Origin of the sequence: Stenotrophomonas humi, assembly GCF_001431415.1 — a bacterium.
Lineage (GTDB): Bacteria > Pseudomonadota > Gammaproteobacteria > Xanthomonadales > Xanthomonadaceae > Stenotrophomonas > Stenotrophomonas humi.
Genome location: NZ_LDJI01000013.1, coordinates 148195 through 162496 on the forward strand (window position 1 = coordinate 148195; position 14302 = coordinate 162496).

13 protein-coding genes are annotated in these 14302 nt (G+C 65.3%); 10 read left to right on the top strand and 3 right to left on the bottom strand.

Features of this window, described 5'->3' with window-relative positions; translation table 11 throughout:
• Nucleotides 1–100 precede the first annotated feature (100 nt).
• On the top strand, nucleotides 101–853 hold the full coding sequence (locus ABB26_RS07965; protein WP_057633142.1) for a TorF family putative porin: 753 nt from the start codon (nucleotides 101–103) through the stop codon (nucleotides 851–853).
• A gap of 168 nt (nucleotides 854–1021) precedes the next feature.
• Here ABB26_RS07965 and tdh read toward each other — a convergent pair whose 3' ends face one another.
• A complete protein-coding gene (gene tdh, locus ABB26_RS07970; RefSeq protein WP_057633143.1) occupies nucleotides 1022–2056 on the bottom strand; it encodes an L-threonine 3-dehydrogenase in 1035 nt (344 codons plus the stop codon).
• Between the two features lie 136 nt (nucleotides 2057–2192).
• Between tdh and ABB26_RS07975 the strand changes: the two genes are divergently transcribed.
• A complete protein-coding gene (locus ABB26_RS07975; RefSeq protein WP_057633144.1) occupies nucleotides 2193–4358 on the top strand; it encodes a S46 family peptidase in 2166 nt (721 codons plus the stop codon).
• A gap of 92 nt (nucleotides 4359–4450) precedes the next feature.
• Here ABB26_RS07975 and ABB26_RS07980 read toward each other — a convergent pair whose 3' ends face one another.
• A complete protein-coding gene (locus ABB26_RS07980; protein ID WP_057633145.1) occupies nucleotides 4451–5323 on the bottom strand; it encodes a hypothetical protein in 873 nt (290 codons plus the stop codon).
• 433 nt (nucleotides 5324–5756) lie between these two features.
• Here ABB26_RS07980 and ABB26_RS07985 point away from each other — a divergent pair, with 433 nt between their 5' ends.
• The 8 genes from ABB26_RS07985 to ABB26_RS08020 all read left to right on the top strand — a co-directional run bounded on the left by ABB26_RS07985 (nucleotide 5757) and on the right by ABB26_RS08020 (nucleotide 13380).
• Nucleotides 5757–6401, top strand: a complete 645-nt coding sequence (locus ABB26_RS07985) for a histidine phosphatase family protein (RefSeq protein ID WP_057633146.1) — start codon at nucleotides 5757–5759, stop codon at nucleotides 6399–6401.
• A gap of 206 nt (nucleotides 6402–6607) precedes the next feature.
• Nucleotides 6608–7882 carry a bifunctional tetrahydrofolate synthase/dihydrofolate synthase gene (folC, locus tag ABB26_RS07990; protein WP_057633147.1) on the top strand — a complete coding sequence of 425 codons (1275 nt, stop codon included), beginning with the start codon at nucleotides 6608–6610 and terminating at the stop codon, nucleotides 7880–7882.
• Nucleotides 7883–7948: 66 nt separating this feature from the next.
• Nucleotides 7949–8962 (top strand): SPOR domain-containing protein, encoded by a 1014-nt coding sequence (locus ABB26_RS07995; protein ID WP_057633148.1) that lies wholly within the window; start codon nucleotides 7949–7951, stop codon nucleotides 8960–8962.
• A gap of 60 nt (nucleotides 8963–9022) precedes the next feature.
• The gene (locus ABB26_RS08000) at nucleotides 9023–9769 is read left to right on the top strand and encodes a CvpA family protein (RefSeq protein WP_057633149.1); all 747 of its coding nucleotides are present in this window, start codon (nucleotides 9023–9025) and stop codon (nucleotides 9767–9769) included.
• A 33-nt stretch (nucleotides 9770–9802) separates the two neighbouring features.
• Complete coding sequence (purF, locus tag ABB26_RS08005; RefSeq protein ID WP_057633150.1) at nucleotides 9803–11269, top strand: amidophosphoribosyltransferase; 1467 nt, start codon at nucleotides 9803–9805, stop codon at nucleotides 11267–11269.
• A 233-nt stretch (nucleotides 11270–11502) separates the two neighbouring features.
• Nucleotides 11503–12273: a ferritin-like domain-containing protein gene (locus ABB26_RS08010; RefSeq protein WP_245626172.1), complete on the top strand. Its 771-nt coding sequence runs from the start codon at nucleotides 11503–11505 to the stop codon at nucleotides 12271–12273.
• A 280-nt stretch (nucleotides 12274–12553) separates the two neighbouring features.
• Entirely contained in the window at nucleotides 12554–12946 is a 393-nt protein-coding gene (locus tag ABB26_RS08015; protein WP_057633151.1) for a hypothetical protein, read from the top strand.
• Nucleotides 12943–13380 (top strand): COG3650 family protein, encoded by a 438-nt coding sequence (locus ABB26_RS08020; RefSeq protein WP_057633152.1) that lies wholly within the window; start codon nucleotides 12943–12945, stop codon nucleotides 13378–13380. Before ABB26_RS08015 ends, ABB26_RS08020 begins: the two co-directional genes overlap by 4 nt.
• A gap of 172 nt (nucleotides 13381–13552) precedes the next feature.
• On the opposite strand, the gene lpxH is transcribed toward ABB26_RS08020, so the two are convergent.
• Complete coding sequence (gene lpxH, locus ABB26_RS08025; protein WP_057633197.1) at nucleotides 13553–14296, bottom strand: UDP-2,3-diacylglucosamine diphosphatase; 744 nt, start codon at nucleotides 14294–14296, stop codon at nucleotides 13553–13555.
• Nucleotides 14297–14302 lie beyond the last annotated feature (6 nt).

The window sequence follows — 14302 nt, forward strand, 5'->3', positions numbered from 1 at the left end:
TGGGCGGCACGCGGATGTTGCATCGCAATATCATTGCGGTTAAAAATTCGTGAATCGGATCAGTTCGATCCGGTGCCCCCCACTTCCTGGAGAGTCCCTGATGCACAACAAGCGTCTTGTCGCCGTTGCCTGCGCCGCCCTGTTGTCCGTTCCGTTTGCCGCCTGGGCCCAGGACAGTGAGGAGGAAAGCACCTCCCCGTTCAGCGCTACCTTCGCGGTGACCACCGATTACGTGTTCCGTGGTGTGTCGCAGACCGACAATGGCCCAGCCTTCCAGGCCGGCGCTACCTACACCGCACCGTTCGGCGTGTACGCCACCGTGTGGGGCTCCAACGTCGATTTCGGTGAAGGTGGCCCGAACTTCGAAGTCGATTACAACATCGGCTGGAGCAAGGACCTGTCCGACAGCTGGAACATCGACCTGGGCGTGAACCGCTATACCTACACGAACGCCTCGTCGGGCTACGGTGACATCGACTACAACGAATACCTGGCCAAGGTCACCTGGAACGGCCCGGTCACCGTGAGCGGCCTGCTGGGCTATGCCAACGACTACAGCAACAGCGGCGCCAAACAGACCTACAGCGCGCTGGAAGCCAGCTACGACATCGGCGAGACCGGCTTCTCGATCGGTGCTTCGGCCGGCTACACCACCATCAAGGAAGAAGCCAACGAATGGCCGCGCCGTGCGGACTACTACGACGGCTCGATCTCGGTGTCCAAGGCCTTCGGCCCGGCGACCGCGACCCTGGGTTACTACGACACCTTCGGTTCGGACGCTTCGCTGCTGCGTCGCGAGTCGGACACCTACAAGCCGGGCGTGGTGTTCACCGTGTCGGTGGACGTGCCCTGATCTTTGTTTGATGCGTTGTATCTGATGCATCGTGAGAAGGCGCCGAAAGGCGCCTTTCTCATTTCCACCATTCCGGCCCGACGCCTGATGCGCTCCCGCGTGAATTCGTAGGGCTGCAGATACACGAAAGGCGCCTTGCGGCGCCTTTCGCATGTCAGTTGCTGGCAATCAATTCCAGCTCAGCACGACCTTGCCGGCCTTGCCCTGTTCCATCAGGTCGAAACCTTCCTGGAAACGGTCCACCGGCAACTGGTGGGTCATCACCTTGCCGAGCGGGAAGCCGGACAGCACCAGCTGGGTCATCTTGTACCAGGTCTCGTACATCTTGCGGCCGTAGATGCCCTGCACGGTCAGGCCCTTGAAGATGATCTTGTCCCAGTCGCAGCCGGCGCCCTTGGGCATGATGCCGAGCATGGCGATCTTGCCGCCGTGGTACATGCAGTCGAGCATGTCGTTGAACGCACGCGGATTGCCGCTCATTTCCAGGCCCACGTCGAAGCCCTCCATGTGCAGTTCCTTCATCACGTCCTTCAACGACTGGTTGGCGACGTTGACCACGCGGGTGGCACCCATGTCGGCGGCCAGCTTCAGGCGGAAATCATTGACGTCGGTAACCACCACGTTGCGCGCACCGATGTGCTTGCAGATGCCCGCGGCGATGATGCCGATCGGGCCGGCACCGGTGATCAGCACGTCCTCGCCGATCACGTCGAATTCCAGCGCGCAATGCGCGGCGTTGCCATAGGGGTCGAAGAACGCGGCCAGCTCCGACGGGATCTGGTCCGGGATCGGCCACAGGTTGCTGGCCGGCATCACCATGTACTCGGCGAAGGCGCCGTTGATGTTGACGCCGATACCCACGGTGTTCGGGCACAGGTGCGGGCGGCCGCCACGGCAGTTGCGGCAATGGCCGCAGACGATGTGGCCTTCGGCCGACACGCGCTGGCCGATTTCATAGCCGGTCACGCCCGGGCCGATCTCGGCGATGCGGCCGACGAATTCGTGGCCGATGGTCAGGCCCGGCTTGATGGTGCGCTGGCTCCAGTCGTCCCACAGGTAGATGTGCAGGTCGGTGCCGCAGATGGCGGTCTTCTCCAGCTTGATGAGCACTTCGTTCGGGCCGGGCGTGGGCACCGGCACCTCTTCCATCCAGATGCCCTTGGTCGCTTCGCGCTTCACCAGCGCCTTCATCGTCTGTGCCATTGCAGGAAAACCGCAGTGTGAAAAAGAGCGCCGATTATAGGCCTGCTGACGTAATGGCCCCGTACTGACCGATGGCAGGGGAAGCGGACGGTTCCAATCGTTACAATCGGCCGTTCCAACCTTTCGGAAGTGCCTCATGCGCGTGAATTTGCTTGCGTTTTCCATCGTCGCCGGGCTGGGCATGGCCCAGGCCGCCCAGGCCGCTGAAGGCATGTGGGTGCCGCAGCAGCTGCCGGAGATCGCCGGCCCGCTGAAGCAGGCAGGCCTGAAACTGGACCCGCAGCAGCTGGCCAACCTGACCGGTGACCCGATGGGCGCGGTGGTTGCGCTGGGCGGCTGCACCGCCAGTTTCGTGTCGCCGCAGGGCCTTGTGGTCACCAACCACCACTGCGCCTACGGCTCGATCCAGCTCAATTCGACCGCCGAGAAGAACCTGATCAAGGATGGCTTCAACGCGCCGACCTACAAGGACGAACTGAGCGCCGGCCCGAACGCGCGCATCTACGTGCTGGACGACATCACCGACGTGACCGCACAGGCCAAGGCCGCCATTGCCGGTGCCGGCAACGATCCGCTCAAGCGCACCGAGGCGCTGGAAGCCCTGGAGAAGCGCCTGATCGCGGACTGCGAAAGCGACGACGCCTACAGCTGCACCTTCTACAGCTTCTCCGGCGGCAACACCTACCGCCTGTTCAAGAACATGGAAATCAAGGACGTGCGCCTGGCCTATGCGCCTCCGGGCAGCGTCGGCAAGTTCGGTGGCGACATCGACAACTGGATGTGGCCGCGCCACACCGGTGACTTCTCGTTCTACCGCGCCTACGTGGGCAAGGATGGCAAGCCGGCCGCGTTCGCCGCCGACAACGTGCCGTACCAGCCCAAGCATTGGCTGAAGCTGGCCAACCAGCCGCTGGGCGAAGGTGATTTCGTGATGGTCGCCGGTTACCCGGGCCGTACCGACCGCTACGCGCTGGTCAGCGAGTTCGAGAACACCGCCAACTGGAGCTACCCGACCATTGCCAAGGCCTACAAGGACCAGATCGCCCTGGTCGAAGCCGCCAGCAAGGACAACAAGGACATCGCGGTGAAGTACGCCGCGAGCATGGCCGGTTGGAACAACACCAGCAAGAATTACGACGGCCAGCTGGACGGCTTCAAGCGCAACAACGTGCTGGCCCACAAGCAGCGCGAGGAAACCGCCGTGCTGGAATGGCTGCGCACGCAGGGTGCTGCCGGCAAGCCGGCGCTGGATGCCCATGCGCAGCTGTTGGCGCTGGGCCAGCAGGGCCGCGCCAACCAGGCGCGTGACCTGAATCTGGGCATGCTCAACCGCACCGGTACGCTGGGCACTGCGGTGCGCCTGTACCGCCTGGCCATCGAGAAGGCCAAGCCGGACGCGCAGCGCGAAGAGGGTTACCAGGAGCGTGATCTGCCGGCCATCGAAGGCGGCCTGAAGCAGATGGATCGCCGCTACGTGGCGGCCATGGACCGCCAGTTCCAGCAGTACTGGTTGCAGCAGTACGCACAGCTGCCGGCCGCGCAGCACCTGCCGGCGTTCGACAGCTGGCTGGGTGGCAACGACACCGCTGCGGTGAATGCAGCGGTAGCGCGTCTGGATGGCAGCAAGCTGGGCAACCTGGACGAGCGCCTGAAGTGGTTCACCGCCGACAAGGCGGCCTTCGAAGCCAGCACCGATCCGGCCATCCAGTACGCGGTGGCAGTGATGCCGGCGCTGTTGGAGATCGAGCATCAGCGCAAGGTGCGTACCGGTGAGGAGCTGGTGGCGCGTCCGCTGTTCCTGCAGGCGATCGCCGACTACAAGAAGAGCCAGGGTGAGTTCGTCTATCCGGACGCCAATCTGTCGCTGCGCATCACCTTCGGCAACGTGAAGGGTTACACCGGCCTGGACGGCAAGGTGCAGCCGGCCTTCACCGACCTGGAAGGCATCGTGGCCAAGGAAACCGGTGCTGATCCGTTCGACTCGCCGAAGGCACTGATCGATGCGGTCAAGGCCAAGCGTTACGGCGGTCTGGAAGATTCGCGCATCGGCAGCGTGCCGGTGAACTTCCTGTCGGACCTGGATATCACCGGCGGCAACTCGGGTTCGCCTGTGCTGGATGCGCACGGCCGCCTGGTGGGTCTGGCGTTCGACGGCATCTGGGAATCGGTTGCCAGCAACTGGGTGTTCGATCCGGTGATGACCCGCATGATCTCGGTGGACGAGCGCTACATGCGCTGGATCATGCAGGAAGTGGCGCCGGCGCCGCAGCTGCTGAAGGAAATGGACGCCGCGTCGAAGTAAGCGTGCGTCAGGCGGTTTGAACGGAAGCCCGGGCAGGGAACTGCCCGGGCTTCTTTAGTTTTCGAGGTGTGAGGAAAGAGGCCTGACCGGCCTCAGCGGTAGGGCCCCGGCCCACGCCAGAGCAGCTCGCCATAGCGGTAGACGTACATCACGATGACGAACTGTCGGGCATCGCCGATGTCCTTCAGTTCCGGCGAGCCCGCCTGCAGCATGCGGCACTTGCTGGAGCCGCGCCGGAGTGCGACTTCGGCCGGGCAGACCATCAGGTAAGTGGTGCCGGGCAGCGGAATGGAGAGTTCCTTCTTGCCATCGACTTCCTTGGCCCCTTCCATCCAGGCGCGCAGTCTGTCCTCGCTGAGCAGGTCATAGATGATCTGGTAGCCGCCCACTTCCATGGCCGGTTCACCGGCGCTCCTGTCGACACGCCTGCCGCTGTCATTGCCAGGGCCTGCGGAGCGTCCGGAGTCGTCCTGGGCGGTGGTTCTATCCAGCGAACCGGGCGGGCGTCCGGTCCAGGTCTGGGTCCTGCGTGGCACGGTCTCCGAGGGGCTGGCTGCCGGTGGTGGCGCGGCCGGTGCCTGTGCCTGTGTCGGCGTCTGCTGCTCTTCCTGCTCCGGCTCGCTGGGCGGCTCGATGTAGCGGGCTTCCGGCACCGGCTTGCGGGCTTCGCTGCGGCGGTGCGTCGGCGGTTTGGGTTGGGAGCGGGGCGTCATGCTGGGCTTCTGCTGGGGCTGTAATTGCCGGGGCTGTGGAGACGGTGGCGCCTCACCGACAAAATCGACCTTGACCCGACCACCCCCGGACGAGCCCTGTGGCGAGGAAACCACCGGCGGATTGGAGTGCAGCAGGATCAGCAGCATCAGCAGGTGCAGCAACGCACTGAGCAGCATCGCGGCCCAGCGGTCGCGGCGTTCGTTCCAGAGCTCGGGAGTGGATTGCTTCGGAGAAATGGAGGTGCTGGTCATGCCGCGTTTGGGAGCCTGGAGGTTGCTGCCCTTGTGCGGAAGTCACACCGTGCCACCGATAGGGGACTGGCATGGTAACGCCTGTGCCGGGCACGCAGCGGGGGGAGAGGGGAATGGAGAGCAGGGAATGAAAGGTCTCCCGCTGCTGATGTATTTCCCTTCCGCTCGTGTCCCTTCATTCCCTGTTCCTTGTTCTCCGCGTCAGAAGCTTTGATGGGACGGGGGCTGGGGCATGAAAGTTCCTTGCGCTCCGGATTTGTCCCATTCCCGTTCGTACCCCCTACATTCCCTGTTCCCCCAATCCCCGTTCCCTGCTGCCAGTCACCTGATCCGTATCGAAGGTAACCGTGGGCGGCTTCGTCGCGCGGCCGGGCTATGATGCGCCTCCCGCCGCATTCACCCGGCGGGCCCCACACAACAATGGAAATGCTGCATGCGCATCCTGCTTGCCCGTCACGGCGAAACGCCGTGGAACGCCGAAGGCCGTTACCAAGGCCAGATCGACATTCCTCTTTCGCCCGTGGGCGAAGCCCAGGCCAAGGCCTTGGGTGAGCGGCTGGCAGACGTGCAGATCACCCGCGCCGTCGCCTCGCCGCTGAGCCGTGCGCAAAGCACCGCCAAGGCCGCACTGGGCAGCAATCGTGAGTCGATGCTGCTGACCGAACCGGACCTGCAGGAAATCGCCCACGGCGAGTGGGAAGGCCTGCTCGCCAGCGAGATCAATGACAAGGATCCCGCCCGTCTGCGCGCCTGGCGCGAAGAGCCGGACACCGTACTGATGCCCGGCGGCGAATCGCTGCGGCAGGTGTTGGATCGCAGCTGGCGCGGGCTGGCCAAGGCCGCTGAAGGTCTGGGTGAGGAAGACACCTTGCTGGTGGTCGCCCACGACGCGGTCAACCGCGTGATCCTGTGCAAGATCCTAGGCCTGCCGATCTCCAAGCTGTGGACCTTCCGCCAGGCACCGACCACGCTCAACCTGCTCGAAGGCCCGGACGTGGAGCATCTGGAAGTCGTGCGCCTGAACGACTGCGCGCACCACACCCCGTTCTTCGGCGAAGCCAAGCACCGCGCGCTGTAACTCCACCGTGTTGCCCCCTCCCTTTGCCGCTGGCAAGGGGAGGGCTAGCGAGGTGCGCTTCGGGCTTTGCCGATGAACCTCCTGCCGAGCATGGCTCGGCACTACCGGCACCGGGGTATCCCCGGTCCCGCTGTATCATGGACGCCTTTCCCGCGCGCAACGCGCAGCCGGTTGCAGTCCGGCCCATGATCCAGAGAACTGTCCGCATGTCTTCCGCACGTCCCGCCACGCTTGAGCAGTGGCTCGCCCATATCGAACAGCAGCACCCGCAGGCCATCGCGATGGGGTTGGACCGCGTGCGTGAAGTCGCCGCGCGCATGCAGCTGGGGCGGCCGGCCGAGTACAACATCGTGGTTGGCGGTACCAACGGCAAGGGTTCGACGGTTGCTTTCATCGAGTCGATCGCGCGCGCTGCCGGTTGGAAAGTGGGCGCCTACACCTCGCCGCACCTGCTGGCCTACAACGAGCGCGTGCGCATTGATGGTGTGGATGCCGATGACGCCACCCTGGTGGCCGGTTTCAACGCCGTCGAGGACGCGCGTGGCGACACGCCGTTGACCTATTTCGAATACGGCACGCTGTGTGCGTTGTGGGTGTTCCAGCAGGCAAACCTCGACCTGGCGGTGCTTGAAGTCGGGCTGGGTGGCCGCCTGGATGCGGTCAACATCATCGACGCCGATGTGTCGGTGATCACCACCGTCGACATCGACCATGCCGACTGGCTGGGCGAGGACCGCGAAGCCATCGGTGCCGAGAAGGCCGGCATCATCCGCGGCTGGAAGCCGGTGATCCTGGGAGAGACCGATCCGCCGTCGAGCGTGCTGCGTCGCGCCTACGTGCTGGGCGCCAACGCGATCCGTGGCGGCAGCGACTTCTTCGCCGAGCCCATCGACGCCGAGCACTGGTCCTGGCGGGATGTGTCTTTCCGCATCGAACTGCCGCAGCCCGCCCTCTGGGCGCCGATCCAGCGCACCAATGCCGCCACCGCCATCGCCGCCCTGCGCGCGCTGGACAAGCCGGTTCCCGATGCCGCGTGGGCGCAGGGTGTGGCCGAGGCACGGGTGACCGGTCGCCTGCAGTCGTTCCAGTGCAATGGCATCGAAGTGCTGCTCGATGTCGGCCACAACCCGCAGGCTGCCGGTGCACTGGCAGCGGCATTGAGCGCCCGGCCTGTCACCGGCCGCACCCTGGCGGTGTATGCGGCATTGGCCGACAAGGACGCACTCGGCGTGGTGCAGGCGCTGCAGCCACAGGTGGATGCCTGGTACCTGGCCGGGCTGGACGGCGCGCGCGGCCAAAGCGCCCAGCAGTTGCGCGACCGCCTGCAGGACAGCAACGCCGCCAAGGCCGAACTTGCCGGGTCCGTCGCAGTGGCCTTGAAGGCCGCGCTGGCACAGGCCGGCGAGGGCGACCGGGTGCTGGTCTTCGGCTCGTTCCATACCGTGGGCGAAGCGTTGCCGATGCTTCGTTCAGCTGACTGAGAACGCACGCCGGACGCCACGCATATAATCGCGAAGGCATTCCGCCACGCCGCTCGTACGCCATCTGTGGATACTCCTCTGAAACAGCGACTGATTGGTGCCATCGTTCTGGTGGCGCTTGCCGTGATTTTCCTGCCCATGCTGGTCAAGGGGCCGGCGCCGGACAGTGGTACGAAAGACGTGCCGTTGACCGCGCCCGCCGCCCCTGGTGATGACCAGTTTGAAACCCGCGAATTGCCGCTGGTCGCACCGTCGGCCTCGGCCGCAGGCGCGCTGGGCATGCCCGCAGCGCAACCGGATGCACCGGCCACGGCGCCCGTGCAATCGGGCAACGCCTTGCCGCCAACCGCGGCGGCAGGCAACTACGCGGTCAACTTTGGCGCCTATGCCAGCGAGGCCGACGCCGACGCGGTGATCGCGCACCTGAAGAAATCCAACCTGCCGGGCTTCCGCCAGGCCGACACCATCAACGGTCGCCCGGCGTGGCGCGTGCGCATTGGTCCTTATGGGGATCGCGCGCAGGCCGAACTGGTGCGCCTGGAAGCGGGCAAGGTACGCAACGACGTCAACGCCCAGGTGGTGGTGCTCGATGCCAGCGCCGACGCGCCGGCCGCCGTATCGGCAACCCCGGCTGTCAGCACTGCCAGTGCCGCGCCAGCCACTGCGCCGGTGCGCACCGAGGCCTTGCCGCCGGAGCCGGCCAAGCCGGTCGCCGTAGCGCCCCGCCCCGAACCCAAGCCGGAAGCCCCCAAGCCGCCGGCACCGAAGCCCGAGGCGCCCAAGCCCGTCGCCGCCACCCCGGCCAAGCCGGAAGTGCGTACGCCGGCTGCCCCGGCCGCCAGCAACGTCGGCTTTGCCGTGCAGCTGGGTGCATTCGGCCAGGCTGCCGATGCCAACGCCCTGCGTGACCGCGCCCGCGCGGCAGGCTTCAGCGCCTTCGTCGAGCAGGTGCGTACCGACAACGGCACGCTCAACCGCGTACGCGTCGGCCCGGTGGCCAACCGTGCCGAGGCCGAGCAGCTCAAGGCCCAGGTCGCGGCGAAGGTCGGCATTGCCGGCATGGTTCGTCCGCACCCCTGATGCAGCCTGAAATCCTGGAGGTGAGCGGCATCGTGCGGGCCTGTCCGCAGGGGGCGTGCCTTGGTTGATCTGGTGCTGCTGGCGATCATCGCCCTGTCGGCGCTGTTCGGCCTGATCCGTGGCCTGCTGGCCACGGTGCTGGGCGTCGCCTCCTGGGTGGTCGCTGGCTGGAGCGCATTCCGCTTCGGCGAGCAGGCCGCCTTGACCCTGTCCGCCGGCATGGCGCCTTCACCTGGCGAGTACATCGGCGGTTACCTGCTGGTGTTCATCGGCGCTTTGCTGGTGATGGCGCTTGTCAGCTGGATGCTGCGCGGTGTCGTGAATTCGACCGTGTTGCTGAAAGGCCCCGACCGCCTGTTGGGGCTTTGTCTGGGCACGCTGCGCGGTGTTCTGCTGGCGGTATTGGCGGTACTGCTGATGGGCTTCACCTCGATGACTGAGGAGCCGTCCTGGCGCCAGTCCGTGGTGCTGCCCTGGTTGCAGCCGTCGGTCGATTGGCTGCGGCGCAAGCTGCCGCAGGCACCCGAGTTGCCCGAGTTGCCAGGAAAGGCGCTGATGGACTTGGGGAAGTCGGTGCTCACAGGCGATAATGCCGGACCGAACGAAGCAGACGCGGGCAATAGATGGCCGCCGACGGGTGTGGATGCCGGACCAGCCAATGGTCCACTGACACCTCCGGATGCAGGCCCATCAGCGGACCCGACGAGGGCGTTGCCCTCCAATATCGATCCGGCGCAGGTGCGCCCGGGTCAACCCGATCCCATCCGGGTCGAGGTACGCGGCCAGGCACGGCCACCTTCACGTTAACCGGGCGCCTGCGCCCAGCGGAGATCGCGCAACATGTGTGGCATCGTCGGAATCGTCGGCAACCAGAACGTCGCCGGGCAGCTTTATGACGGCCTGACCGTCCTCCAGCATCGCGGCCAGGATGCCGCAGGCATCGCCACCGTCAACGGCACGCGGCTGCGTGTGGAAAAGGCCAGTGGCCTGGTGCGGGATGTGTTTGATGAGCGCCGCATGGCACTGCTGCAGGGACGCATCGGCATCGCCCATGTGCGCTATCCCACCGCAGGTTCGGAAGGCACCGACGAGGCGCAGCCGTTCTACGTCAACTCGCCCTACGGCATCGCGCTGGCGCACAACGGCAACCTGATTAACACAGAGGCGCTGCGTCGCCAGGTGTTCGAAGCGGATCGCCGCAACATCAATACCGATTCGGACAGCGAAGTGCTGCTGAACGTCTTTGCCTTTGAACTCGACGCACAGGGCATGCTCACCCCGGAAGCGGCCATCCGCGCCGTGGCCGGCGTGCATCGCCGTTGCAAGGGCAGCTATGCCGTGGTCAGCGCGGTGCTGGGCCTGGGCCTGGTGGCCTTCCGTGACCCGCACGGCATCCGTCCGTTGGTGTTGGGCAAGCGCAAGCATGTGGAAGGCGACGAATACATCGTGGCATCCGAGTCGGTGGCGCTGGACGTGCTCGGTTTCGAGCGCGTGCGTGACGTCGCCCCGGGCGAGGCGGTGGTGATCACCGAGCGTGGCGAACTGTTCACCGAAGTGTGCGCGTCCAACACCCAGCAGACGCCGTGCATCTTCGAGTACGTGTACTTCGCGCGCCCGGACTCGATGATCGACAACGTGTCGGTGCACAAGGCGCGCATGCGCATGGGCCAGAAGCTGGGCGAGAAGATCCTGCGCCTGCGTCCGGACCACGACATCGACACGATCATCCCGATCCCGGACACCTCGCGCGACGCCGCGCTGGAAATGTCCAACGTGCTGGGCGTGAAATACCGCGAAGGCTTCGTCAAGAACCGCTACGTCGGCCGCACCTTCATCATGCCGGGGCAGGGCGAGCGCCAGAAGTCGGTGCGCCGCAAGCTCAACCCGATCCATCTGGAGTTCCGCAACCGTGTGGTGCTGCTGGTCGATGACTCGATCGTGCGTGGCACCACCAGCCAGCAGATCGTGCAGATGGCGCGCGACGCCGGTGCCCGCAAGGTGTACCTGGCCAGCGCCGCGCCGCCGGTGCGTTATCCCAACATCTACGGCATCGACATGCCGGCGCCGGAAGAGCTGGTCGCGCACAACCGCAGCGTCGAGGAAATCGAAAAACACCTGGGCTGCGATTGGCTGGTCTACCAGGATCTGGAAGACCTGGAAGTGGCCGTGCGCGAAGGCAACCAGGAGCTGAAGGAGTTCGATTCGTCCTGCTTCAACGGCAAGTACGTCACCGGCATCGAACCAGGCTACTTCGAGCGGATCCTGCAGCTGCGTTCGGACGAAGCCAAGACGCTGCGCCGCGCCTGAGGCGCAAACAGATCTGCACCACCCAAAGCCCCTCTTCTGCAAGCGGAAGAGGGGTTGGGGTGAGGGGCAAACGAAGCTGCAAGGCGTGAGTGCCAATGACAACGCAACAAGCACAACTGCCCGGAACCAACGATCAGCAGGTGGGGCAGGCAACCGCTCCGCAGGCTGTGCAGAAGCTGCTTCCCTTGCTGGAAGACAAGAATTTCTCGCTGCTCGACGCCGCCTGCCTGTGCATGGCCGCGACCGACCCGCTCGAGAAAGTCGCACTGACCCAGCACTTCGCCGCGCGTTACCGTGCCGGCAGCTTGAAGCTGCCGGCACAGGCGCCGGACCCCGAACCCATCCGCACGCCCGGTCGCCCGCCGCAGTTGGTGCTGGTGCATCCGCGCGATCTGGTGCGGCGTGGTTTCGGTTCGCCGGAAGGCCGCGCCGCCTTCATTCATGCCATCGCCCACATCGAAATCAACGCCATCGACCTGGCCTGGGATGCGGTGTATCGCTTCCGTGGTCTGCCGGGCAGTTTCTATGCCGATTGGGTGAGCTGCGCTGACGACGAGTCGCGGCACTTCATGCTGCTGCGCGAGCGATTGCTGGCGCACGGTCACGACTATGCCGATTTCCCAGCGCACAACGGCCTGTGGGAAATGTGCGAGAAGACCGCGCACGACGGTCTGGCACGCATGGGGCTGGTGCCGCGCGTGCTGGAGGCACGCGGGCTGGATGTCACCCCGGCCATGATCACCAAGCTGCGATCGCTCGGCGACGAGATCACCGCCGATGTGCTGGAAGTGATCCTGCGCGAGGAAGTGGCGCATGTCGCGGCAGGTTCGCGCTGGTACCGCTGGTACTGCGAACGCGCCGGTGTCGAACCGCGCACCCGCTTCAAAGAGCTGCTGCACGAATATGCACACGGTTACCTGCGTGGGCCGTTCAACGTCGAAGCGCGGCTGCTGGCCGGCTTCGACGAGGACGAACTGGCGGATCTGGTCGAGCAGGCCGGGTGAGCGACAACGACGTCGTGCGGATGCGCACGACGTCGGCAATGAAATGCGCTCCTGCCTTTCCGGACGGATCATCCTGCAAGCCGGGCAGGTGCAGTGCCTGTCCGGATTGCGACGGCAGCGCCACCCGCAGAACCGCAACGGGGGCTGGGATGAGATCCCGCGCGCCTCTGTGCCCAGGCAGACCTGGTACTGAACAAGGCCAGCGGGATGTGCCACGGTCCGATTGACGCGCCCGGCAGGGCATCCCACCATCGGCTCGATCACACCGGAAGTGTCCGCCATGCTGCGTTGTCTGATCGCTCTGTCCGCCCTGTCGCCGTTGCTTGCCGTTGCCCAGAAACCCAGTGACGAACGCACGGTCGAACAGGCCAGTGAGCTGGTGCCGTTGTGCCGGCAGGAAGTCGAAGCGCGTTATGTGGCCAGGGACATTCCCACCTATCAATGGCGCGCGTCGCACCACGATCGTGCCAATACCTTGCATGTCGATGGCTTGATCCGTGCCGGCGGTGAGGATGTCACCGTGGCCGGTCGCATCGCGCGCGGCGCGCGTGTGCGTTACATCACAGTGGGCATTACCGATCCACGGCTGTGGTCGAAGCCAGCCATTCGTTCACCGCGCGCACGCGCGCTGGTGGGCACAATCCACAGGGAAGCAACCAGGAGCGTTTCATGAAGAAGATGTATCTCGGGCTGGCATTGCTGGTCGCCTTGGCCGGTTGCAAGCAACCGGTGCCTGAAGCGGTGACCTCGTCCGGCGTCGACGCGCCGGCAGCGGTCGTGCCGGCGGAGGATTTCCCGGCAACGCTGCAGGCTTCGGGTACCGAGCCGTTCTGGGGTGTGCGTGCAGAAGGCGGCAAGCTGTCGTACACGACGCCGGAAACCATGGACACACCGCGTACGTTTGAAGGCAAGCGCGAGTTGCAGGGCGGCGCACTGATCGTGCATGGCGGTGAGGGCGATGGCGCATTCAAGCTGACCATCAAACGCGGCGAATGCTCTGATGGCATGTCCGACCTGCGCCATCCGTTCAGCGCCGACTTCGTGCTGGGCAAGGACACCTTCAAGGGCTGCGCCCGGGATCTGGCGGTGCCAGTGGAAGCGCCCTGATTGAAGCTTTCACCGCTCGGGCGTGTTCGCCCGATGGGCGGATGAAGGTGCGGGAAAAACAACGAAGGCCGGGAGGCAATCCCGGCCTTTGTTGTTTTTTGGAATGGTACCGGCTGGGCAACTCTTCCAGCCCAAGGCGAGCCTGCGTTTGGCCGCGCTGCGCGGGCTGTTCTCAGCCCTGCAACGCTTCCAGGCGGAAGCCATCGGCATCCACGCGCAGTACCGAGCCCTGTTCGTACCAGTCGCCCAGCACGATGCGGGTGCAGCTGTGCGCGTCGACCTGCACGGTGTGGATCGCGGGGCGGTGGGTGTGGCCGTGGATCATCGTTTCCACGCCGTAACGCTGGAACGTGGAAGCCACTTCATCCGGCGCCACGTCGGTGACGGTCTCGAACTGTCCGCGATCGTCCTGCTTCATTTCCGACTGACGCGCCTGGCTGGCGGCGCGTGCCTTCTGCGCGAAGGCGATACGCGCTTCCAGCGGCTGCGACAGGAACTGGGCGATGAAGGCCGGGTCGCGGGTCTGTGCACGGAACGCCTGATAGGCCACATCGTCGGTGCACAGCAGGTCACCGTGTTGCAGCATCACCGGCTTGCCATACAGCTCGATCACCGCCGGGTCGGGCAGGATGCGCATGCCGGCTCGCGCGGCGTAATCGTTGCCCACCAGGAAGTCGCGGTTGCCGCGGATGAAGTACACCGGCACACCGGCGTCGTGCACGTCACGCAGGGCGCTGGCGACCGCATCGGCGGCACTGGAGGGGGTGTCATCGCCGATCCAGGCTTCAAACAGATCGCCCAGGATATACAGCGCCTCGGCCTGCCGCGCTTCGTCGCGCAGGAAGTGGAGGAACAGCTCGGTGATGGCTGGACGGCTGGGGTCCAGATGCAGGTCGGAAATGAACAACGTGGTCATGCCACG